Below are 23,522 nucleotides of genomic sequence, written 5' to 3'. Positions count from 1 at the left end.
AAGTTAAAAAAAGAAAGGAATAAAAATGAAAACTCGACTGATATCTCTTGCCACATTATTGTGTGCTTTTGGGGCGTTCAATGTTCACGCTGAAACGGTAGCTGATGCTATGGAAAAATGCCGTAACACAGACAACAGCTTAAAGCGTCTAATTTGTTACGACAACATTGCGAAATCACTGAATCAGTACGAAGGTGCAAGTGCACAAGTTAGCCAATTACAGGCATATAGATCTGAAGCAGCTAATCAGCCAAAGCCTCAGGCCAACGCTAACAAGCAGCCTGTTGTAAATAAACCCGCTGAAGCATCAGAGCCGAAAAATGACTTTGGTTTAGAGCATAGACGTGATTTATCAGCCGAAGCATCAGAGGTGTCACTCACCATTGCGTCATTTAAAGACTCTCTTCGAGGTAAAAAAATTATCACTTTCAGCGATGGCTCGGTTTGGCAACAGAGCGATAGTGCTTACTTGAAAATTGAAGAAGGTCAGCAAGTATCAATTGAACGAGGCCTGTTGGGGTCGTTCTATCTCAGCGTAGAAGGCGTAAACAAGCGCATGAAAGTGAAACGCGTAAAATAAATGCCCTGGTTTGATGCTGGCGTCAACTTGCTTGATAAGCGATTTGACGCCGACGAGATAATTCAACGTGCAAAAGATGCGGAGGTAGAAAAGCTCTGCATTATAACCACCCATCCTAGTGAATGGGACGCCGCAGTAGCGCTTTATAACAAGTATCCAACTCAATGCTGTTATACTATTGGTGTGCATCCGCACAATGCAAAAGACGTTACGCAAAGCGATTACCAGCGGTTACGTGAACTTGCCCAACACGAAGGGTGTGTAGCTGTTGGTGAATGCGGCCTTGATTTTAACCGCAACTTTTCACCCCAAGACGTCCAATTAGCAGTATTTGAAGCTCAGCTTGAAATAGCGGCATCGTTGAATCTACCCGTTTATCTACATGAAAGAGATGCCTTTAGCGAACAAATTAGCCTGTTAACCCAGTATATGCCGCGTTTAAAAGGGGGGATTGCCCACTGCTTTACTGGCACGGCTGAACAGGTTAAAGCGTATTTATCCTTAGGTCTTTATATAGGTATTACAGGATGGGTATGTGATGATAAACGGGGCGAAGATTTACGTGATGCTGTAAAGCATATACCGTTAGATAAGCTTATCCTTGAAACCGATGCGCCCTATTTGTTTCCAAAAACGCTGCGTCCGCGAAAGCGTAATAATGAACCCGCTTTTTTGCCCCACATAGCTCAACAATTAGGTGAATATCTGCAGGTTGAGACTGATAAATTGCGTATTAGCAGTTATGCTAATAGCTGTGAGTTGTTTTCTCTCGGCTAAACATAGGTTTATATGCAGAAAAATCTAAAAGCTATGCGTAAGTATGATGCTGGTCTCATTCTTGTTACAGTTCTTGCTGCTGTTGCCTTTGTTTTTGTCTTAATGAACCTTTCTCCAGCGACTAGCCTTTCACCTCGGTACTCTCAGTTAACTTACCTTAAAGAGGGAAACAGAACACCACTCGACTTCACTAGTGTCATTCAAACACCTGCTAATGCGTGGTCTCCAATTTCGTCACCCGTCAACTTAGGTATGGATACTGACGTCTACTGGTTTTCAATGATAGTTGAACCAACACAGAGTAGCCAAAGTCGGTTTCTCTTACACATAGATTACCCCTTATTAGACAATCTGGATGTGGCCGTTTACAGTCAAGTAGGTACTAAACCTGTTATGACCTACTCTAGTGGAGACAGCAACCGCTTCAGTGATAGACCTATCGCTCACGTAAAGCCCTTATTTCCGCTACCAGCCAGTGCCCAGTCTCAGCGAGTCATAATTAAAATGCAAACGTCAGGGAGTATCAGGCTTCCTATTCGTGTGTGGGCGGAAACAGAGTTTATTGAATACACCTCAAGTAGAAACTTAGTGCTAGGTATATTTTTCGGCATTTTACTCGCCATGGGGGTGAGTAATGCGTTTTTAACGGTCACGACTAAAAACGTGTCCTTTTTGTTTTATTCCGGTTACGTCATCAACTTAGCTTTTATTTTAATGACGCTACACGGTTATGGCTTTTCCTATCTTTGGCCAGGGAGCACGTGGTTTCAAAGTAAGGCAATTATTGTATTTGCCAACGCGACTATTATGTTTGCAGCATTATTTACTCGTAGTCTCTTACCTATTAAGGCGTACAGTAAAAAACTAGACAGCGTGACTAAAGCGATTAGTTGGATATGTGGCTTGAGCATCATAGCAGGTCTTATTTTACCGTACTGGCTAATGATAAAAGCGTTTCTGCTACTGTTAAGTCTTGTCGTTATTTTCATCTTATCCCTTGGTGTTTGGATGTCACTAAAGGGAGAAGTAGTGGCTCGCTATTTCACTATAGCGTGGGGTTTTCTGCTTGTTAGCGGGCTGTGTGCAAGCTTAGATAACGTGAATATTATCCAGTTACCTATCTCATCTAACAATTTGTTGGTCATAGGTGGCGCCGTTGAAACGCTCATACTGGCACTTATTCTTGCCATTAATTACAGCCATAGTCGAGACGATTTAATTGATGCTCAGCAGTTTGCTCTTGAGCAAGAAAAGCAGGCTAACATAGCCAAAGAAAGTCTGTTGGAAGTGCAAAAGCGTTACCAAGATGATTTAGAGTACAAAGTGCAGGAGCGAACGTTGGAGTTAGAGATAACACTGCGTGAGCTTTCCGAGGTAAATCAAGAGCTCGAGAGGCTTAATGCGATAGATCCACTTACCGGAGCGCACAACCGACGGCACTTCGACAAGCGATTGCGTTCAGAGGGAAGGCGAAGCAGGCGCGAACAAACGCCGTTATCGCTGATCATTCTTGACGTGGACCATTTTAAAAAGATCAACGATGAATATGGTCACGATGGCGGAGACGCATGTTTAATTCACGTGACAAATGTTTTTCAAAAGCTCATCCATCGTCCAACAGATGACTTGTGTCGAATAGGGGGTGAAGAGTTCGCCATTATATTGCCTAATACCGACTTAGATGGCGCGTACCATGTGGCCGAGAAAATCCGACATTGCTTACAAGGCAGTCCCCTTGAATATGAGGGAGAGACAATTATGCTAACTGCGAGCGCAGGTGTTTCTACCACTATAATTGCTAACGAAGAGCAAGCGCAGAGTTTATTTAAATTTGCCGATGAGTGCCTTTATGAAGCTAAAGCTTCGGGGCGCAACACCGTAATACACAAACATTTACAGGAAAAACTATGATGTCTTCACCTTTCCCTCACCGCCGTATGCGCAGACTGCGTGCTAAAGATGCGCTAAGAGGGCTTGTTGCAGAGCACAGGCTAACGACAGACGATTTAATCTATCCCGTGTTTGTATTACCCGGTGAAAATGCCCGTGAAGCCGTACCGTCGATGCCCGGCGTAGAGAGGCTTTCTATTGATCTACTGGTGAAAGAAGCAGCACATTGGGTAGCTCTAGGTATTAAGACCATTGCGCTTTTCCCTGTAACACCCATGTCGCTTAAAACGGAATGTGCTAGTGAAGCCTTTAACCCTGAAGGTCTAGCTCAGCAAGCAATGAGAGCACTTAAAAAGGTATTTCCTGAGGTAATGCTGATGTCTGATATCGCACTAGACCCTTTTACGTCTCACGGTCAAGACGGCCTTTTAGACGAGACCGGTTACGTGATGAACGATGAAACGGTTGAGGTACTCATCAAACAGGCATTATCTCATGCCGAAGCTGGCGCTGATATTGTTGCACCTTCTGATATGATGGATGGTCGTATTGGTAGTATTCGCAAGGCATTAGAAGAAGCGGGGCACATCAACACGTGCATTATGGCTTACTCGGCCAAATACGCGTCTGCTTACTATGGTCCGTTTCGCGATGCTGTCGGCTCTGCTGCAAATATCAAAGGCGGCAATAAGAAAACTTATCAGATGGACCCTGCAAATACCGACGAAGCTCTTCATGAAATTGCCCTAGATATTGAAGAGGGTGCAGACATGGTAATGGTGAAACCGGGAATGCCTTATTTAGACGTTGTTCGCCGCTGTAAGGATGAATTTAAAGTCCCCACATTTGCCTACCAGGTAAGTGGTGAATACGCCATGCACCAAGCTGCATTTGCGAATGGTTGGTTAAACGAAGAGGCGGTAATATTAGAGTCTTTACTTGCTTTTAAAAGGGCGGGGGCAGATGGAATTCTGACGTACTTTGCGCCTAAAGCGGCTGAGTTACTCGCGAAACAAAATACCAAGTAACGCCTTTATTAATAACGCGTATTAATCGTCCATAAAAAAACCGTGCCTAGCACGGTTTTTTGTTTTTTAAATCATGACTGTGAGTGTTTACTTACAGACGAGCTCGCAACCAGCTTTGTGCTGCAGCCAGCATTCATTAGCTAGCTCGGCATTAATCAGAGGGTGAGACTTTAGCCAACCCTCTGGGAAAGTAAGTGTCCACTTACTATCATCGCAGCTTAGAGAAACTTCAGGAATATGCTTATTTTGACGACGTAAACATAACACAACTGCAATCCTTAATATTCGAAGCAAGCCTTTAAGCATGGGGCGGTAATCTTCGTGATACTTTTCGAAAATTTGAGTGTTAATGGTTAAGCGATGTTGCGCTACTAAATCGCGAATTGCTGAACGCTGTAATCGAGTAAAGCCGGGTAAATCGATATGACTTAGAATATATTCACCGTGCTCGTGGTGACGTTTATATTCGATATGAAGGCCGATTTCATGAAGCTGTGCAGCGGCACCCAAGATAGTTTCCGTATCTAGGTGACAGATGTTTTGTTGGGCGCAAAGCTGATGGCAAAGGGCAAGTGCCACATGGCGAACTGAATTAGCGTGGTTCTTGTCAATATGATAACGCTGTTTAGCCTGATTAAGCGTTTGCTGGCGTCTATCGTTTTCAGTGACGTTATCTAACATTCCATAGATGAGCCCTTCACGCAGGGCACCGCCAGAAATATTCATGTGCTTAATATTTAATGCCTCAAACAAGCTTATTAGAATAGCCAAACCCGAAGGGAAAATAGCTTTTCTATTGTCTTCTAAGCCGTCGATATCGAGGGTTTTAATACTGCCGCACTCAATACACTGCTTTTCAAGGTGGTATAAATAATCTAAGCGGATTGCATCGCTAATACCTTGGGCTACCAATATTTCAGTAATTGCTTGTGGTGTACCCGATGCGCCTAAACAATTTTCCCAGTCAAAGCATAAGAAGGCATTCGAAACCTCTGCAATAAGCGCGTGTGCGGCTTGCTTGGCGTTTTCGAAATTATCGTCGGTTATTTTGCCGCCTGTGAAATAGCGTTCCATGAAGGTAACGCACCCCATATCCAAACTTTTTAAATGGATAGGCTGCATGTCATTTCCGATGATAATTTCGGTGCTCGCGCCGCCAATATCAATAACCAAGCTATTGCCTTGGTTGGCAGATGTATAAGCTACGCCAAGATATATTTGTCGTGCCTCTTCTTCACCGCTTATCACCTCAAGTTTATGGTTGAGTATCTCTTCTGCTTTGCGAATAAAAATATGGGCATTGGTTGCTAATCGTAATGTAGCGGTAGCAACGATTTTTATGTTTGAGGAAGGGATATCCTGCAGACGCTCTGAAAAAACTTGTAGGCACTGCCAGCCACGTTCCATGCTTACGTCATCAAGGGCAAAATTATCATCTAAGCCAGCTGCTAGGCGCACTTTCTGTTTAATTTTCCCTATTATTTGCACACTGCCGTTAACAACGTGAACAATCACCATGTGAAAGCTGTTAGAGCCTAAGTCTACGGCGGCATAATACTCGCCGTAGGTTTGTGCGTCGTGCTGGAGTTCTGCCTGCATAAAATCTCGTTTCTTATTAACTACCTTTACGCCTTATTATTGCGCTTTGTTGTTTCGGTTTTGGGGCTTACCTCGGCCTCTACCGTTACCGCGGCGTGAAGAGTTGCGGTTGTTGGGCGTACGTCTTCTACGTGGCTTTGGTGGCGTCACATCGTCAAGTAAGGCGCTGCGGTCGTAATCAGTAACCGGTATCGCCTTTTGGATGTATTGCTCGATTGCAGGTAAGTTTAGTGCGTATTTTTCGCATGCGAAACTAATTGCAACGCCACTTTGTCCAGCTCGGCCAGTACGGCCAATTCGATGTACGTAATCTTCCGCATCGTCAGGTAGGTCATAGTTAAATACGTGGGTAACAGCGTCGATATGAAGACCACGCGCAGCAACATCGGTTGCCACCAGAATATCTAGGTTACCTTTAGTAAAATCTTCTAAGATCCCCAAGCGTTTCTTCTGCGGTACATCACCGCTAAGTAAGCCTACGCGATGACCATCTGCGGTAAGCCAATCGGTGACTTTTTCACAGCTGTTTTTCGTGTTTGCAAAAACAATTGCCTTTTCCGGCCATTCTTCTTCCAGAAGTGTAAGAAGAAGCAGCATCTTGTCATCGTCAGATGGATAGAATAGCTCTTGAGAAACGCGTGTAGCGGTTGTTTGCTCTGGTGCCACCTGAACATGAGTCGGGTTGTTCATGTGCTCGTAGGCAAGTTCCTGTACGCGATAGCTAAGCGTTGCTGAAAATAGCATGCTTAAACGTTCGCTAGCAGGAGGCATGCGACGGAATAAAAAGCGGATATCTTTAATAAAGCCTAAATCGAACATGCGATCGGCTTCATCAAGTACGGCTACCTGAATATTCTTCAGGGTGAACACATTCTGCTTGTAGTAATCTAAAATGCGTCCTGTCGTACCAATTATAATATCTACCCCTTCTTCCAAAGTTTCACGTTGACTTTGGTAACCTTCGCCCCCATAAATCAAACCAAGCGACAATCCAGTATGCTCACTAAGCAATTTGGCGTCGTTAAAAATTTGAACGGCTAGCTCTCTGGTCGGCGCCATTATAATTGCGCGAGGGCCATTTGATTTGCTGTTATCGGCATTTTCTGCTTTGCTTAGCAAATAGTGAAATGTAGCCACCAAGAAGGCAATGGTTTTACCGGTTCCGGTTTGAGCCTGACCTGCAATGTCGTGACCTTCCAATAAGGGAGGCAGTGCAAGTGCTTGAATTGGTGTACAATGAGAAAAATTAGCTGCCGCCAAGGCGTCAACAACCTTGCCGTTAATCGGCAAGTCAGAAAAGTGAGTATCAGTTAAGTGAGTAGGCATAGCTTATAGCTTATCAGTGCTTGCATTAAAAAACAGTTTCTATATAACACTTATGGTCGGGCTGAGACAAATCAGCGACAGACCAATAATGGAGAAAAGAATGAGCGACAAAATTATCCAGTTATCTGACGATAAATTCGAAGCAGATGTTATCAATGCTGAAGGTCCTGTACTGGTTGACTTCTGGGCCGAATGGTGTGGCCCGTGTAAAATGATCGCGCCTATCTTGGAAGAAGTTGCGACCGAGTTTGATGGCAAGTTAACAGTTGGCAAGTTGAATGTCGATGAAAATAACGAAACTCCACCTAAATATGGTATTCGTGGTATTCCTACATTGCTACTTTTCAAAAATGGTAACGTTGCCGCAACTAAAGTTGGTGCGCTATCTAAAGCACAATTAACAGAGTTTCTTAACGAAAATCTTTAATTGATACGATACATAAAAACCGGTGCGAATTCTGCGCCGGTTTTTATTTAAAACACAGGTACTTGCATTTCATATTAGAAAAGGGCGCAATAATTTATTTAACATTTAGGCGGTAAAACGCTGGACGTTGATTAAATATAGTGCTAACTTTTCTACAGCGCTCATCCGAGCAGCATTCTGCTTACGCCCATATCCGGGTGATATCAAATCTAAACTAGAACAGAGTGACTTTAAGTCCTGTAAGCGAAGTTCAAGCACAAAGACCCACCAGTATGAATTTAACTGAATTAAAGAACAAACCAATAAGCGAGTTGGTTAACCTGGCCGAGGAAATGGGCCTGGAAAACATGGCGCGCGCCAGAAAACAAGACATCATTTTCTCAATTCTAAAGACTCACGCAAAAAGCGGTGAAGACATCTTTGGTGATGGGGTACTAGAAATTTTACAGGACGGTTTCGGCTTCTTACGCTCAGCTGATTCATCGTATCTTGCAGGACCAGACGATATTTACGTATCGCCAAGCCAAATCCGACGCTTCAACTTGCGTACGGGCGATACGATTGCCGGGAAAATTCGTCCACCAAAAGACAGTGAACGCTACTTTGCCCTGCTAAAAATTCGCGAAGTTAACTTCGACAAGCCCGAAAACTCACGTAATAAAATTCTTTTTGAAAACCTTACACCGCTTCACGCAGCAGACCGCTTGCGTATGGAACGTGGTAATGGCTCGACTGAAGATATCACGGCACGTGTTTTAGATTTAGCATCGCCAATTGGTAAAGGTCAACGTGGTCTTATCGTAGCACCACCTAAAGCCGGTAAAACCCTTCTTCTTCAAAACATTGCTCAGTCAATTGCTGCTAACCACCCAGATTGTGAGTTAATGGTATTGCTTATCGATGAGCGTCCAGAAGAAGTTACAGAGATGCACCGCCTTGTACAAGGTGAAGTAGTGGCATCAACGTTTGATGAACCTGCAAGCCGTCACGTACAAGTGGCTGAAATGGTTATCGAGAAAGCAAAGCGTCTTGTAGAACACAAGAAAGACGTGGTTATCTTGCTTGACTCTATCACCCGTCTTGCCCGCGCTTACAACACGGTTATCCCATCATCGGGTAAAGTACTTACCGGTGGTGTTGATGCGAATGCTCTTCACAAGCCTAAGCGCTTCTTTGGTGCTGCCCGTAATGTTGAAGAAGGCGGAAGCTTAACCATTATCGCAACAGCGCTTATCGATACCGGCTCTAAGATGGATGAAGTTATCTACGAAGAGTTTAAAGGTACGGGTAACATGGAACTACATCTTAACCGTAAGATTGCAGAAAAACGTGTTTTCCCAGCTATCGACTTCAACCGCTCTGGTACCCGTCGTGAAGAACTACTTACTGCGCAAGACGAACTACAGAAAATGTGGATCCTTCGCAAAATTGTTCACGAAATGTCGGAAATTGACGCAATGGACTTCCTTATCAGTAAGCTGTCGATGACTAAGACAAACGACGAGTTCTTTGACGCTATGCGTCGACAAAAGAGTTAATAGAAACTTAGTAATAAGTTGATATTTAAAGAAAAGGCGCCTTTGGGCGCCTTTTTTATTCCCTGCGCCAACCCGTGTCTTTCCTTATACTTCCGTCTAATATGCTATAGCATGTGAATAATGTATTTTCGTCTACTTATTGATTTTTAACAGCAATCGTTAGTTCGATGGTGTGTTCTTTCTTAAGATGATTTACTCTGTCTAAAAACACCAAAGGAAATAATTGTTATGTACCAGAAATTGCTGTCACTTGCATTTGCAGGGCTGGCCTCTGTGTCTGCTGCTAATGCTACTCAAATCAACGTAGATGAATTAGCCAATAAAGTAGAGCCAGATGTAATTAAATGGCGTCATCACTTTCATGAATTTCCTGAACTATCGAATCGTGAATTTAAAACCGCTGAATATGTTGCCGATTATCTCAATAGCTTAGGTCTAGAAGTGCAAACTGGAGTGGCAAAAACCGGTGTGGTTGCCATTTTAGACTCGGGCAAGCCGGGTCCTGTGGTTGCGCTGCGTGCAGACATGGATGGACTTCCTGTAAAAGAGCAAAACGACCTAGACTATCGCTCAAAGCAAATAGGTGAATACAACGGTAAAGAAGTGCCGGTTATGCACGCTTGCGGCCACGATACCCACATGGCAATGCTTATGGGGGCGGCAAAAATACTTACCGAGATAAAAGGTGAGTTGAAAGGTAAAGTGAAGTTTATCTTCCAACCTGCTGAAGAGGGCGCACCCGCCGGAGAAAAAGGTGGTGCGGAAGTTATGGTTGCCGAAGGTGTTCTAAAGAACCCCGATGTAGACGCTATTTTTGGCTTACATATCAATGCGAACACCGATGTAGGTAAAGTACGCTACAACGCTGGTGGCACTATGGCCGCAGTAGACCCGTTTAAAATCGTTATTCACGGTAAGCAAGCCCATGGTGCTTACCCATGGAAGAGCGTAGATCCGGTGGTTACAGCTGCGCAAATGATCATGTCTATTCAAACCATCGTTAGTCGTGAGTTGAAACTAATTGACGACGCAGCGGTGGTGTCTATTGGCTCTATTCACGGTGGTAATCGTTCAAACATCATTCCAAATGAAGTAGAAATGGTTGGCACAATCCGTACACTCAATGAAGCTGCTCGCGACCACATTTACGAATCGCTTCCGCGCAAAGTGAAAGCTATTGCAGAAAGTATGGGGGCAGAAGCAGAGCTTACCCTACCGCTTGATTACTATTATCCCATTACCTACAACGACCCAGAGCTTACTAAAGCTATGTTGCCCACCATGCAGCGTACAGCAGGCGTTGAGAACACATTACTTTCTAAACCAGTCACGGGAGCAGAAGACTTTTCTTTCTTCCAAGAGAAAGTACCAGGCTTGTATGTTTGGGTAGGCGGCAAACCTTTGGATGTGTCTGAAGAAGATAGTCCTGCTCACCACACGCCAGAATTTTATGTTGACGATGAAGGCATGAAACTAGGCGTGAAGCTTCTGACAAACTTTACTTTAGATTACATGGCTCAACACTAAGTGTATTCGCCGGAGACATGCGTTGAAAATAGGTAGTATTTCATTTTCTTTTTCATGGTCTTCGGCCCTTCAAGCGCTAGTCGTATGTGCACTTGGCGCTGGGCTAAATGCCCTCGAACCACCTTTTGATAGTTCTGGCATTGCTACCTTTGGCGTGGGCGCTGCGGTTTATGCATCGCTCCGTTTTTCACCTTTTCTGTCTGTTCCCATTGCCCTGATAATAAGTCTTCCTATGTGGTTGAGCGAAGGCAGTATTGTAGGGAAAGAAAGTCTGACTTTACTGCCAATAGTGCTGAGTTTTTTTGGCTATGACAAATCGCTAAGGCAGGTCATTAAAGTAGGCGCAGGCTTTTGGTCTATTGTCTTTTTACCCGTTTTGCTTTTAGAGCACTCTCTTTACGACAGTGACAACGTAAATATGCTGTTCTCAGGTGTTTTAGTGACTTGGGTGAGTGGTGTATTTGGGCTAGTTACTGGTCATTTTGCCTACCTAGCGATATATGGTCTTAAGCGCCAAACTTCAAACAAATCTGAGCGAATTTCACTGCACTTTCTTTTGGGGTACTTCTTTGCTGGGTGCTTTTTCGTTGCCTCTATGGCAGTAATATATTTATCAGTAAGTTTGTTTCAACACCAACAAGAACAACAAATTCATAGCTACATGAAGCAGCGGGTGAAGGTACTTGAATTTCAGCTTTCAAATTTTATGCGCCATCATCAAAATGCCATCATCAGCACTGCACAAGTACTTTCTAACGCTGTATCGGAAAATAGCGTAGAAAGAACCACTGCCGCGAACTTACAAATTGTTGCGTCTCATAACCCTGAGTTTTTAACCTTTCTTGTGGCAAATGAAAGTGGCGACATAACCCATGCTTATCCGCCAAGTATGTTAGAAAAGGCAAGAAAAAATGGGCTACCTAATGTGTCTTATCGCCCCTATTTTTATGAAGTAATGCAGTCAGGCGCACCATTCTTGTCTAATGTTTTTCAAGGTAGGGGGTTTGGCAACGACCCCATCGTCGCTTTATCTGCACCAATTCTAGATAGTAACGGAGTGCCAAGGGGTATTGTAGAAGGCTCTTTGTCTCTAAAAAGTTTTAATGCCATTGATGACCTTAGCCTTGGCGGCTTCTCCATGCTTATTGAAGATCAAAAAGGTGAAGTGATTTACGCTTCAGATGCGCTAGCAATGCAACCGCTAACTAAAGCTCCTTTTTACTCTTGTGAGCCTAAATGTGGCGTAGAAGTTAACGGTAAAACCCAAGGTAAGACGTGGCTAAGGTTCACCGAAAACTTGTCGTTTGCCAATTGGAAGGTTAGCTATTACTTCGATAAGCGTCTTTTACAGGCCTTAATGAGCAGCTACTTGCTAAAAGATCTGTTGCTGCTGTTGGCGTTATCTGCATTTGGGACCTTTACAGGATATGTAGTGGCTAAAATGGTAGGGGCGCCTATTCGACGACTAATTCGTTATATTGCCGACTTCGAACCTAATCAAAAAAACGGCAACAAAGCACCGCAAAGAGCGCTGCACATCCAAGAACTCTCGTCACTAAGTGACGAGTTTACGAGCTTGGAAACTCGCCTGCTTGGCGCGTTCGACGAACTCAAAAAGGCGAGAGAAATAGAGCAAGAACTAAACAAAGAACTCAATGTGTTGAATCAGTCTTTAGAGCAGCGCATAGAAGAAAAAACCGAGCATCTAGCGTTGGCATTGAAAGAAGCCGAAGCCGCTAACGTGGCTAAAACTCAGTTTCTTGCCAATATGAGTCACGAGATAAGAACACCCATGAACGGTATTATTGGCTCGTGTGATTTGATGCTAGACAATGCGCTACCTGAGCACATTGCAGCAAGGGCGAAAACTATTTCCCGCTCAGCGACTAATTTACTGATTATTTTAGATAGCATTTTAGATTGGTCGAAAATTGAATCTGGAAAAATGCCCTGTGACATTCAGCGTTGTGACATCAGAGAGTTGCTGCAAGCGTCCTGTGAACTTTATCGCTACACAGCGCAAATCAAAGGCTACGACATAGCGCTTAATATTAGTAACAATGTGCCAGAAATTCTGAATATTGATGCAGGAAAAATAGCTCAAGTTGTTAATAATCTTCTAAGCAACGCCACTAAATTTACCAATGACGGTGAAGTGTCGGTCAACGTAAGTTATGCCCATCAAGGACTGAAAGTTTCAGTCATTGATACCGGAATTGGTATCGCATCAGACAAACTTCACCTTATTTTTGAAAAATTCGAACAAGCCGATGCATCTACCACGCGCCATTTTGGAGGAACAGGATTGGGCTTGGCAATATCAAAAGGGCTGATTGAATTACTTGGTGGAGAACTCTATGTCGAGAGCGAGTTAGGTAAAGGAACTACATTTACTTTCCATATCCCAGCCACAGTGTCTCAGGGCGACATTCCAGAGCGAAGGTCGGCTTTGTTATCCTTGCCCAGGAACATACGAGTACTGCTTGCAGAAGACAATGACATCAATGCAGACATCGTCATGGAGATGCTCAAATCAGAGAACATTAAATGTCTTCGTACTAAAAATGGGCAAGATGCCGTAAACGCAGAAAAAAAACATGATTTCGATGTTGTGTTAATGGACTGCCAAATGCCTATCATGGACGGTCATACTGCATCGTCACTTATTCGCAAAGAAGGCAGGAATAAGGATGACATCAAAATAATCGCATTAACGGCTAATGCTTTTATTGAAGACAAAAATGCCTGCTTAGCAGCAGGCATGAATGCACACTTAAGTAAGCCTATTCGCAAGCAGGTGCTATTTGACTGTATTGCCCGTGAACTTGCTAGCGTTTGACGCTACATCAGTGTTATCGCTTGGCGTATCGCTAACAAATCGCAGAACAATATAGCCCAAGCACGCCGACACCAGAGAGCCAGCCAAAATGCCCACGCGCTCGTCAAAAATTTGATTAATACCTGTCTGTTCAAAGGCCAGGCCACCAATGAATAAACTCATGGTAAAACCAACGCCGCAAAGAAGCGCACAGCCGTAAATATGTTTGAAATTAAGATCGTCAGGGAGTTTTGCGAGTTTTAGTTTTACCATTAAATAGCAAAACCCAAAAACACCAACTTGTTTACCCACAACCAAACCAAGAAAAATACCAAAGGTAACCGGGTGAAAAATACCCTCGGGGCTAATATTGCCAAAGCTAATGCCTGCATTCGCGAAAGCGAATAAAGGCAGAATTGCGAAACTCACTGACCCATTCAAACCGTGCTCTAGTCGTGTTACAGGAGAGTAAGATTCGTCTTTTTCATCTCGCATAGGAATAAAGCCAGCAAGGACGACACCAGCCAATGTAGCGTGAACACCAGATTTCAACATGGCAACCCACAAAATAATACCCACAAACACATAGGGAGGAATATCGACCACATTACGCTTATTCATTTGCCATAACAGCAGTAAACAGCCGGCCGCAATGTATAAAGCACCTGCGGTAATGTGCTCGGTGTAAAACAGAGCGATAATTACGATAGCACCGATGTCGTCAATGATAGCCAGTGTGACTAGGAAAACTTTAAGGCTAGTAGGAACTCGACTGCCCAGTAGCGCCAAAATGCCTAATGCAAACGCGATGTCCGTCGCGGCAGGGATTGCCCAGCCAGCAATAGCTACCGGGTTATCCCAATTAATGCCAACGTAAATTAATGCGGGGAGGGCCATACCACCTACAGCACCCGCTGCGGGTAAAATAATATCCTTAGGATTTGCCAGTTCACCTTCGCAAACTTCCCGCTTCAGCTCTAGGCCTACGTGAAAAAAGAACACCGCCATCAATCCGTCATTAATCCATAACAATAAGGGTTTATCGATAGCCCACGTGCCCGCTGAGATCTGCACTGGTAAGCTGATTAAATGGTCGTAAAGGGTGTCTAAGGGGGAGTTAGCAATAATGAGCGCAAGTATAGTGGCGGCCATTAGCAAAATGCCTGGGGCAGCTTCGCGATTCAAGAAGTCAGAGACCACGTCGTGTACTTCTTCTATCACCTCATCAAGTACGTCGGGTTCATGCTTATCTGTCATCAATAACCTCTTACACCAGCCGTCCATTAACGTCGCAAAGCGAAATATGCGCAGTCGTTAATCCGTGCTGTCGGCAGTTTTTTTACACAAATTAATAATAGTTAATACGGCATGCGGTAAAGAGATAGATCACCCTTGAACAAGAGCATTATAATTCAGCGCTGAGCCTGTGGCGCTATATTTGACGCCATTTACGGTGGGATTTTGAACGGTTTTACGCTACAATCGCGGCCTTTCCAAGGTTGTCCACTTTACCTACCCCGAGGATCTCTAGATGGCAAAAGTCGCGATTGTAATGGGTTCAACTTCAGACTGGCCTACCATGCAGCAGGCCGCAAAAATGCTGAAGTCGTTTGGTGTTGAATTTGAAGCGAAGGTGGTGTCGGCACACCGTACACCTAACTTGCTAGTAGAGTTTGCTGAAAGCGCAGCCGATGAAGGTTTTAGCGCAATTATTGCTGGTGCAGGCGGTGCAGCTCACCTGCCAGGTATGATTGCAGCGCACACACATTTACCCGTGTTTGGCTGCCCGGTTAAATCAAAAGCGCTCAATGGTTTAGACTCTCTGCTTTCTATCGTTCAAATGCCGAAAGGCGTTGCGGTAGGTACACTGGCCATCGGTGAGGCTGGTGCTGCTAATGCGGGTCTGCTTGCGGCACAAGTTGTTGCCCTGCAGGACGAAAGCGTACGCGATGCTGTTATCGCTTTTAGAAAGTCGCAAACTGATACAGTACTTGCTTCAAGCAATACATTGGAGCTAGATGAATGAGAGTAGTCGTTTACGGCGCAGGCCAACTTGCTCAAATGATGTACCTAGCGGGAAGCCCGTTAGGTATTGACGTTCAGGCTGTGGACGTAAACAACGATACCGTTGTACATCCAGTTAGCAAAACCCCTCTTGAAATCTCACTTGCTCAGGCGCTAGAAGGTGCAGATGCTCTTACCGTAGAATTTGAGCATGTACCTGAAAGGCTTCTTGAAGAAGCAGCAAAGACAAACAAGCTGATGCCAAATATCGACAGCATTCTTGTTGGCGCCGATCGCGTACGTGAGAAAAAGCTGCTTGAAAGCATGCAGGTGGCAAACTGTGAACACCAAATAGTGACCGACCTTGCCCAGTTAGACGATTGCGTGAAGCAACTTGGTAGCAAACTGATTCTTAAGGCTAGCCGCGATGGCTATGACGGTTATGGTCAATGGCGTTTAAGTGATGAAGCTGATTTACCTGAATTAAAAAATGCACTTCAGGGGTTAGATTTGCAGACTGTGCCTTTAGTGGTTGAAAAAATGGTCGCTTTCGACAGAGAGTTGTCATTAATCGGTGTGCGTAATGCTAATGGCGACGTACGCACCTATCCTCTTGCTGAAAATTTGCATCACCAAGGTCAACTTCACGTGTCGGTTGCGCCAGCGACTAACGTTGATGATGCACTTCAGGCCCAAGCCCACGATATTTTTGTGAAACTGGCTGAGGGGATGAACTACGTCGGTGTGCTTGCTGTTGAACTATTCCAAGTAGGCGACAAGCTACTTGTAAACGAACTTGCTCCCCGTGTACATAACTCTGGGCACTGGAGCCAGTCGGGCGCTGTAACCAGTCAGTTTGAAAACCACTTACGTGCAGTATGTGGGTTGCCTCTTGGCGACACGTCAGCTATTGGTCCAAGCGCTATGGTCAACATTATTGGTTGCAGCAGTTTTTCACGAGATTTGCTTAGCATCGATGGCAGTCATCTTCACTGGTACGGAAAATCTGTTCGTGAAAAGCGCAAGATGGGGCACATCAATGTGACCACGAATAGCTATGAAAGCTTAGGTGAAAAGCTCATGGCATTGAGCAAATATTTACCACTTGAGTACTTCCCGAAGTTAGTTGGCGAAGCAACGCGATTAAAAGGTTGACACCCACGCGTTTATCGCTAGAATACGCATCCGCTGTCTAGGCAGCGGTTTTTAAAGTGTGCCGACTTAGCTCAGTTGGTAGAGCAACTGACTTGTAATCAGTAGGTCGCCAGTTCGATTCCGGCAGTCGGCACCATTTCTCTTTTTTCCTATGCCAATCTTACGTACACTTGCTTACGGGTATTCATTCGGAGCAGACTGTATGTCACTTTTTTCCAAATCGCTTAAATCGTTCGTTATTGCTACTGGCCTATTTTCTTTGAGTTTACCTGCCACGAGTAGTGTTCACGAGCATAAGCATGAAAATCATCACGGTCATGCCAGTGAGCAAACAAAGGTAATGGTAATGAATGGTTATGCCAGAGCGACTTTTGCTTTGGCAAAAACTGGCGCTGTGTACTTTACTTTGCATAATACTAGCGACAGCGATAAAACGTTGATGTCTGTTTCAGTATCAAGCGATGTCGCAAGTGAAGCCCAAATCCACACAACGGTGATGGAGGAAGACGTGATGAAAATGCGAGAGCTAACTAACGGCGTGAAAATACAAGCGGGTGAAATGGTCTCTTTTGAGTCAGGCGGCCGTCACATCATGTTGATGGGGCTAACTAAGGGATTAAAAGAGGGGGGCGACTTAGCGCTAACCCTTAAATTTGACGATGCTAGCGAGATGAAAGTAAAACTGCCTATTAAAAAAGAGGCAGGGGAAAGCCACCATCACCACCATTAATAGAGTGGCTGAGGCAGGACGTATAAAGTCATCGATTAATGCGATGCATACAATCAACTAAACCGTTAATCTAAATCAATATTTCTGTAGTATTATAAAGTTATATTAATTACATCTGGATCTTTTAACGCCGTTGAGTGTTAAAGAAAAATATCCAAAAGGGTTATAACGTTAAGGAGTGTGACATGAGCAAGATTGATATTGGTATTTCTGAAAGCGATCGTAACGCAGTAGCAGAAGGCCTTAAAAAGCTATTGGCCGACTCTTATACTTTGTATCTTCAAACGCACAACTTTCATTGGAACGTAGAAGGTCCGCAGTTCCGTGAATTACACCTAATGTTTGAAGAGCACTACACTGAACTTGCTGAAGCGGTTGATGAAATCGCAGAGCGTATTCGTACACTTGGTGTTTCAGCACCTGGCACATATAAGTCGTTCGCTGAGCTAAGTTCAATTGAAGAAGTGGAAGGTGTTCCAGAAGCTACTGAAATGGTGAGATTGCTAACTCATGGTCATGAGCAAGTAGTCAAAACCTGCCGTGAATCGTTGAAACTAGCACAAGACGCAGACGATGAGTCATCTGCAGCGCTAATTGGCGATCGCATGCGCGTTCACGAAAAAACTGCTTGGATGCTTCGCGCAACATTACCGAAGTAAATCGCTATATAAGTGCGGTGATGGTGGTTTAACATAGGCTTAATTAGCTAGACACCTTTATCGCATAAACAAGCAAAATTATCACAAAGGGTACAGCAGCGCTGTACCCTTTTTTGTATACTGCTATAACGTAAAAAATAATAGAAGAAGTCTGTGCAACCAAACACAGCTTCTGTAAAAAAGGCTCTAACGATGAAACCATCAAGTACTTCAGCAGTTACGTCCAAACCCGCAAGCACATTAGCGCGCCCAATAGCGCGAGCAGTAGCGTGTGCAATGGCGCTAACGGTAAGTCAATTTGCTCTAGCTCATGGCGATCATAAGCATGGCGAAGCGCATGAAATTACTGACAGCGATATAACCGTAACTACGCTTGCTGAAGGACTCGTTCATCCTTGGGGAATGGCGTTTTTGCCAAATGGCGATCTGCTGGTAACCGAACGTGAAGGTGGCATTCAGCGCTTGTCAAAAGACGGTAAATTATCAGGACGTCTTAGTAATGTGCCTGAAGTGGTTGCGCAAAACCAAGGTGGTATGTTGGACATTGCTATCGACCCAGACTTTGCTAGCAACAACACGATTTACTTCTGTTACAGTAAAGCGAGCGAGGTTGAGGGCAAGCCGGGCAGCAGTAGCAGTGTTGCAAAGGCTAAGCTAACCGACTCAGGCCTTGAAAATGTAGATGTTATCTTCAGTGCCGACTCTATTGTCGATAACGGCTTTCACTTTGGCTGTCGTTTAGCGTTCGATGCTAAAAAGCACTTGTACATCACCATGGGCGACCGCTACAAGTACATGAAAGAAGCGCAGAATACCGATAACCACTTTGGTAAAATTGTGCGTATAAACGGTGACGGCAGCGCAGTAGAAGATAATCCTTTCATTGACGGCAAAGCGCCGGAAATATTCAGCTATGGTCACCGCAACGTGCAAGGCGTTACTATTCATCCTGAAACTGGTGCGGTATGGGCAATGGAGCATGGCCCGAAAGGTGGTGATGAAATCAATATCCTTGAGCGCGGTGCAAACTACGGTTGGCCTGTGATTACCTATGGCGTTGACTATAGTGGCGACATTATCAGCGATAAAACCCATATGGATGGTATGAAGCAGCCTTGGTTGTACTGGGACCCGTCTATTGCACCAAGCGGACTAACCTTCTACCAAGGCGACATGTTTAAAGAGTGGAATGGCGATATATTAGTGGGTTCTTTGAAATTTACTCACCTTCGCCGTATCAAGGTAGAAGATGGAAAGCCCGAAGAGCAGTTTGAATATGTTCGCGACAATCACGCCCGTATTCGCGACGTTGAAGTGGGTCCAGGTGGTGCTATTTACTTACTGACCGACGCACCTAACGGCAAAGTATTAAAGTTAACCAAATAACGTAGAATGAGAAAAGGCGCCACTTCATTGGTATTGTAAAATGAAGTAAGCGCCTTTTTTATTTATAAAGACATCGGGGCGCGTATTGCCTTATTCGCTGTCGTTATCTTTCTTATAGCGTTCAAACCACGCCACAATATTTCCTACTTTCTGTATTAAGCGAGAAGGGCGACTTGCGATGCCGTGTGAAGCTCCAGGAATGCGCACCATCGCTGCATCTATACCTTGTAGTTTCAACGCTTGATAATACTGCTCTGTCTCGCTAATTGGCGTACGATGATCGGCTTCACCGGTTAGCAGCATAGTAGGCGTTACCACGTTGCCCACTAAGCTCAAAGGGCTGCGCTGCCAGAGTTTATCCGCAATAGTCCATGGCATACCTGCCATCCAATAGTTGCTAAAATACGGATATGCGTCGGCAGTCAGCGAAAAGCTCACCCAGTTAATAACCGGCTTAGCCACAACGGCTGCGCTAAAGCGGTCAGTTTTACCGATGGACCATGCGGTAAGGGTTCCGCCGCCAGAGCCGCCAGTAATAAACAGGTTATCTGAATCTACATAGCCTTGTTTAACAACCGCGTCTACCACGTCCATTAGGTCGTTATAATCTTCTGATGGGTAGTTGTGGTGGATTAAATTACCAAAGTCTTCACCGTAAGAGCTGCTGCCTCTTGGATTGGACCATACAACCACATAACCTTGCGCTGCCATCAGCTGTATTTCCATGGCAAAGTGAGGACCGTAAGCAGCATGTGGACCGCCGTGGATTTCTAATATTAGCGGATATTTTTTGCTGCTATCGAACCCGGGAGGCAATGCAATCCATGCGTCAATCGATAGCTCGTCAACACTTGATACAACTGAAAGATCTTGTACTTCAGCCAGCGTTTTATGACCTAATGCGTCGCTGTTTAAGTCGGTAAGTTGTGTATCGTCTTTGCCTTTTTTATAAAGCGCTAGGTCGCCAGGCACAGAGCGGCTTGCTGTGGTGTAAACAATGTCGCCTTTTTCACTAACGGCGAAGTCGCCCGACGTGTATGGGCGTCCAAACGCTTGACCACCTATGCTAACGTCGATAGGTTTCACATCGCCTTTCAGGTTCACCGCAGCAAGTTTAGTCTCGCCGTGATCAAGGTAAGAAAAGATTAATCCTCGGCTGTCTTTGCGCCACTCAAATTTGCCTAAGCTTCTATCTAGTGATGTGGTTAAACGGGTGATGTTTCCACTTTTAAGCTCAAGTACTACAAGGTTGCCATTCTGATAAGAAAGCTTTCTATCGTTGAGTTGAGTAAACGCCAAGTATTTACCGTCTGGACTCAAGGTTGGCCTGCCTTCAGGGCCTTCCATATCGGTAACCTGTTCAACTACCGCTGTGTTCACATTCACTTTATAGATGTCGCTAAATAAAGGATGCAGCGCGTAGTCTTCTCGTTGTGGTGTGGCAAAATAAATCCAGTCATTCTCTTTAGAGAAAGAAAGGGTGCCACCACTAGGGAATTTTCCTGTTGTTAACTGACGCGGCGTACCGCCTTCAACAGGCAGAACAAATATCTGATCAAAGCCTTCGCGCAAGTAGCCTCTTCCGTCACCTCTATACTGTACCGCATCAATATAGGTGCCTTGGTCAGCCCACTTTGCTCCTTTAGGTTTGCTCGGCATGCTGGTAAACAACGGCTTTTGCTTTTCTTCGGTAAACTGGGTGAAGGCTAAAGTTTTGCTGTCATGAGACCAGGTTAACTGACGAGGTGCTTCGCTGGTGTTGGTCAAGCGCACAGACTGCATGGTGTCTAAGTAATAAAGATGGATTTGTGCGCGGCCGTTGACCGATTTTGTATATGCCACCATTTTACCGTTGGGCGATAAGGTAGCCTGTGACAAGTTTTCATCTACACCAATAAACGGACGGTGCTCACCGGATTTAATATTTACTTGCCACAGTCGGCTTTGTCTTCCGTCCGTCATGATATCCATGCTCTGACGAGCATAAATTACCGTTTCCTTGTCAAGAAACTGTGGGTTGGCTACAAACTCCAAGTTAAAGGTGTCATCGTACGTCAGTGGATTTAGGCTAGCCGAATTAGAGCCAGTTTCCTGCATTGCATTGGCCTGAGTTATGCCAAGAACTAATAGCGATAATGCCGTCGAGGTAACATACAAGCCTTTTCGTATAGGGTGAAAGGCGAAACGAGACGCAAACATGTTTATTCCTTTTGTTATTGTTTTTCGCGTTGAGCGCGATAGGTAGTGTGTTCGCTTTCTTGCGTGCTCCCATGCGCTTAACGTAAGCTCTAACGTAAAGATAGCAAGCTGCGAACCTTGTCTCTTACCATATCGCTTTCGTTTCTTGTATGTAAAGGGTGTGCGGTGAAGGGGCTGGATTGTTCGTTAAAAGTGCATATTCTCACCATACATTGCAACTCGTGTTGCAATGCATAACTAAACTCGGGGGTAACAACGAACGTTAGCGATTTAAACGTTAATTTAGCCTTCGCTTAATCTATATGAACTTTATTCGCCTTTAAGACTAATTTTGCCCACAAGAATATCTTTGAACATGACCCAATCGCCCATCAAGCTGTAAAGGGGATGTTTGAATGTAGCGGGGCGGTTTTTTTCAAAAAAGAAATGACCTACCCAAGCAAAGCCATAGCCTACCAGTGGAATAAACCACAATAGCGACCAGCTGGCCATAAATACTGCAAGGGCTATAACGGTAAGTACTAGCCAAGAACCGATAAAGTGCAGCGTGCGGCACGTGCCATCTTTATGCTCATTTAAATAAAACGGATAAAACTCTTTGAATGAAGCAAAATGAGTGTCAGCGCTTGTTTGTGCAGTCATAAAAAACCTCTCAGCCAAAATCTTATATTTTGTAGAAGTAAAGTAGCCCAGTTGGCTATTTTACACCACATTAACATTCTGCGTGATTATAGATTGTCGTGAATACGACAAAACGAAAGTAATTTTTCGCAAGAAGACAGAGATTACTGAACCAAGACAAAAAACAAGGTTAAGCGGCGTGTCTAAGCGTTAGGCTTAGGGGGAAGATAACCGATGTTAGTCTTGTAATTTCAGGCCGCCTGCCCCATATTCCTCTCAACACAAGAAATTAAAGGCCTGCGTTATGGAAAATCTCGTTGCGAATAGCCAAGCAACCATCGTAGATATTACGGTAGAAAACTTTCAGCAAATCATCGTAGAAGCATCGCAAGAAAAACTGGTGCTTATCGATTTTTGGGCAGATTGGTGCGAACCCTGTAAAGACCTTATGCCTATTCTGGAAAAGCTGGCGGGTGAATATAGCCAGCATTTGATCCTGGCCAAAGTTGACTGCGAAGCCCAGCAAGAAGTGGCTGCACAGTTTGGTATTAGAAGCCTGCCAACGGTAATGGTGGTGCAAAACGGTCAGCCTGTTGATGGTTTCGCTGGTGTACAGCCAGAGCAGCAAATTCGCGAAATGCTGGCTAAATATTTACCTAACCCAGAAGATGATTTACTTGCCACAGCGGGTAAAGCGATTCAGCAAGGTGAGTACGCAGAGGCACTGCCTGCGGCAAAAGAAGCATTAGCGCTCAACCCAGATAACGTAAACGCTAAATATATGCTTATCGATTGCTATATTGAGACTGGTTCTATCGATATGGCAAAGGCGTTACTGGAAGAAATTAAGCTGGTAGACCAAGACTCCCGTTACAAGAGTTTGGTAGGCAAAGTTGAATTGGCAGAACAAGCTGCAGACACCCCTGAAATTCGTCAGCTTCAAGCAGCGGTAGAGGCGAACCCAGATGATTTGCAGCTTAAAGTGGATTTAGCGGTACAGCTGCAGCAAGCCAACAAAGCACAAGATGCACTCGAACTGCTTTATAGTGTACTAAAGAAAGAACTTGGGTTTGGTGATGCCAGAAAGCTAATGATGGATATGATGAATGCATTAGCCGACGGCGACCCACTTAAGTCGGAATACCGCCGTAAAGTATACAGTTTATTGTACTAAGCTTTTAAAGCGCTTTAGAAGTAGTTAAAGCGTGAAAACGGTCATTTCGACTTTAATAAATGGGTCTTGCGACTTTGTGCTGGT

General features: G+C 44.6%; 19 protein-coding genes and 1 tRNA gene. 15 read left to right on the top strand and 5 right to left on the bottom strand.

The features are described from left to right. The first annotated feature begins 25 nt into the window (after nucleotides 1–25). Genes E5672_RS18030 through hemB form a run of 4 tightly spaced genes read left to right on the top strand, consistent with a single transcriptional unit; the run spans nucleotide 26 to nucleotide 4,275 of the window. A complete protein-coding gene (locus E5672_RS18030) occupies nucleotides 26–580 on the top strand; it encodes a hypothetical protein (protein ID WP_136783537.1) in 555 nt (184 codons plus the stop codon). After that, on the top strand, nucleotides 581–1,357 hold the full coding sequence (locus E5672_RS18025) for a TatD family hydrolase (RefSeq protein WP_136783535.1): 777 nt from the start codon (nucleotides 581–583) through the stop codon (nucleotides 1,355–1,357). It abuts the gene before it with no gap. A gap of 12 nt (nucleotides 1,358–1,369) precedes the next feature. Continuing rightward, the gene (locus E5672_RS18020) at nucleotides 1,370–3,268 is read left to right on the top strand and encodes a sensor domain-containing diguanylate cyclase (RefSeq protein WP_136783533.1); all 1,899 of its coding nucleotides are present in this window, start codon (nucleotides 1,370–1,372) and stop codon (nucleotides 3,266–3,268) included. Continuing rightward, nucleotides 3,265–4,275, top strand: coding sequence for a porphobilinogen synthase (hemB, locus tag E5672_RS18015; protein ID WP_205676511.1), 1,011 nt, complete (start codon nucleotides 3,265–3,267; stop codon nucleotides 4,273–4,275). The genes E5672_RS18020 and hemB overlap by 4 nt, the downstream gene beginning before the upstream one ends. Before the next feature lie 87 nt (nucleotides 4,276–4,362). On the opposite strand, the gene E5672_RS18010 is transcribed toward hemB, so the two are convergent. Together E5672_RS18010 and rhlB are read right to left on the bottom strand one after the other, a co-directional pair. Continuing rightward, nucleotides 4,363–5,874 carry a Ppx/GppA phosphatase family protein gene (locus E5672_RS18010; RefSeq protein ID WP_136783531.1) on the bottom strand — a complete coding sequence of 504 codons (1,512 nt, stop codon included), beginning with the start codon at nucleotides 5,872–5,874 and terminating at the stop codon, nucleotides 4,363–4,365. A 36-nt stretch (nucleotides 5,875–5,910) separates the two neighbouring features. After that, nucleotides 5,911–7,200: an ATP-dependent RNA helicase RhlB gene (gene rhlB, locus E5672_RS18005; RefSeq protein ID WP_136783530.1), complete on the bottom strand. Its 1,290-nt coding sequence runs from the start codon at nucleotides 7,198–7,200 to the stop codon at nucleotides 5,911–5,913. 100 nt (nucleotides 7,201–7,300) lie between these two features. Here rhlB and trxA (E5672_RS18000) point away from each other — a divergent pair, with 100 nt between their 5' ends. The 4 genes from trxA (E5672_RS18000) to E5672_RS17985 all read left to right on the top strand — a co-directional run bounded on the left by trxA (E5672_RS18000) (nucleotide 7,301) and on the right by E5672_RS17985 (nucleotide 13,531). Continuing rightward, nucleotides 7,301–7,627, top strand: a complete 327-nt coding sequence (gene trxA / locus E5672_RS18000) for a thioredoxin TrxA (RefSeq protein ID WP_012517074.1) — start codon at nucleotides 7,301–7,303, stop codon at nucleotides 7,625–7,627. Nucleotides 7,628–7,899: 272 nt separating this feature from the next. Next, the gene (gene rho, locus E5672_RS17995; protein ID WP_014948094.1) at nucleotides 7,900–9,165 is read left to right on the top strand and encodes a transcription termination factor Rho; all 1,266 of its coding nucleotides are present in this window, start codon (nucleotides 7,900–7,902) and stop codon (nucleotides 9,163–9,165) included. A gap of 228 nt (nucleotides 9,166–9,393) precedes the next feature. Continuing rightward, the gene (locus E5672_RS17990; protein WP_136783528.1) at nucleotides 9,394–10,692 is read left to right on the top strand and encodes an amidohydrolase; all 1,299 of its coding nucleotides are present in this window, start codon (nucleotides 9,394–9,396) and stop codon (nucleotides 10,690–10,692) included. Nucleotides 10,693–10,714: 22 nt separating this feature from the next. Further along, nucleotides 10,715–13,531 (top strand): hybrid sensor histidine kinase/response regulator, encoded by a 2,817-nt coding sequence (locus E5672_RS17985; RefSeq protein WP_136783526.1) that lies wholly within the window; start codon nucleotides 10,715–10,717, stop codon nucleotides 13,529–13,531. Here E5672_RS17985 and nhaA read toward each other — a convergent pair. Continuing rightward, nucleotides 13,493–14,767 carry a Na+/H+ antiporter NhaA gene (gene nhaA, locus E5672_RS17980; RefSeq protein ID WP_136783524.1) on the bottom strand — a complete coding sequence of 425 codons (1,275 nt, stop codon included), beginning with the start codon at nucleotides 14,765–14,767 and terminating at the stop codon, nucleotides 13,493–13,495. The genes E5672_RS17985 and nhaA overlap by 39 nt on opposite strands. A 274-nt stretch (nucleotides 14,768–15,041) precedes the next feature. Between nhaA and purE the strand changes: the two genes are divergently transcribed. The 6 genes from purE to E5672_RS17950 all read left to right on the top strand — a co-directional run bounded on the left by purE (nucleotide 15,042) and on the right by E5672_RS17950 (nucleotide 19,444). After that, the gene (gene purE, locus E5672_RS17975; RefSeq protein WP_136783522.1) at nucleotides 15,042–15,536 is read left to right on the top strand and encodes a 5-(carboxyamino)imidazole ribonucleotide mutase; all 495 of its coding nucleotides are present in this window, start codon (nucleotides 15,042–15,044) and stop codon (nucleotides 15,534–15,536) included. Then, complete coding sequence (locus E5672_RS17970) at nucleotides 15,533–16,669, top strand: 5-(carboxyamino)imidazole ribonucleotide synthase (RefSeq protein WP_136783521.1); 1,137 nt, start codon at nucleotides 15,533–15,535, stop codon at nucleotides 16,667–16,669. The genes purE and E5672_RS17970 overlap by 4 nt, the downstream gene beginning before the upstream one ends. A 60-nt stretch (nucleotides 16,670–16,729) precedes the next feature. Further along, a tRNA-Thr gene (locus E5672_RS17965) sits at nucleotides 16,730–16,805 on the top strand. Nucleotides 16,806–16,871: 66 nt separating this feature from the next. Then, nucleotides 16,872–17,399: a copper chaperone PCu(A)C gene (locus tag E5672_RS17960; protein ID WP_136783519.1), complete on the top strand. Its 528-nt coding sequence runs from the start codon at nucleotides 16,872–16,874 to the stop codon at nucleotides 17,397–17,399. Between the two features lie 185 nt (nucleotides 17,400–17,584). Further along, a complete protein-coding gene (locus E5672_RS17955; RefSeq protein WP_136783517.1) occupies nucleotides 17,585–18,058 on the top strand; it encodes a Dps family protein in 474 nt (157 codons plus the stop codon). A 192-nt stretch (nucleotides 18,059–18,250) separates the two neighbouring features. Continuing rightward, complete coding sequence (locus E5672_RS17950) at nucleotides 18,251–19,444, top strand: PQQ-dependent sugar dehydrogenase (protein WP_136783515.1); 1,194 nt, start codon at nucleotides 18,251–18,253, stop codon at nucleotides 19,442–19,444. Between the two features lie 90 nt (nucleotides 19,445–19,534). Here the strand turns inward: E5672_RS17950 and E5672_RS17945 are convergent, their stop codons facing one another. Next, a complete protein-coding gene (locus E5672_RS17945; RefSeq protein ID WP_136783513.1) occupies nucleotides 19,535–21,643 on the bottom strand; it encodes a S9 family peptidase in 2,109 nt (702 codons plus the stop codon). 309 nt (nucleotides 21,644–21,952) lie between these two features. Continuing rightward, entirely contained in the window at nucleotides 21,953–22,285 is a 333-nt protein-coding gene (locus E5672_RS17940) for an Mpo1-like protein (RefSeq protein ID WP_136783511.1), read from the bottom strand. 283 nt (nucleotides 22,286–22,568) lie between these two features. Here E5672_RS17940 and trxA (E5672_RS17935) point away from each other — a divergent pair, with 283 nt between their 5' ends. Then, a complete protein-coding gene (trxA, locus tag E5672_RS17935) occupies nucleotides 22,569–23,438 on the top strand; it encodes a thioredoxin (RefSeq protein WP_136783509.1) in 870 nt (289 codons plus the stop codon). The last annotated feature ends 84 nt before the right edge of the window (nucleotides 23,439–23,522 follow it).

Source organism: Alteromonas portus (assembly GCF_005117025.1).
Classification (GTDB): Bacteria; Pseudomonadota; Gammaproteobacteria; order Enterobacterales; family Alteromonadaceae; genus Alteromonas; species Alteromonas portus.
Note: the sequence above shows the minus strand (reverse complement) of the source record. Positions and strands in the feature narration are given on the sequence as shown.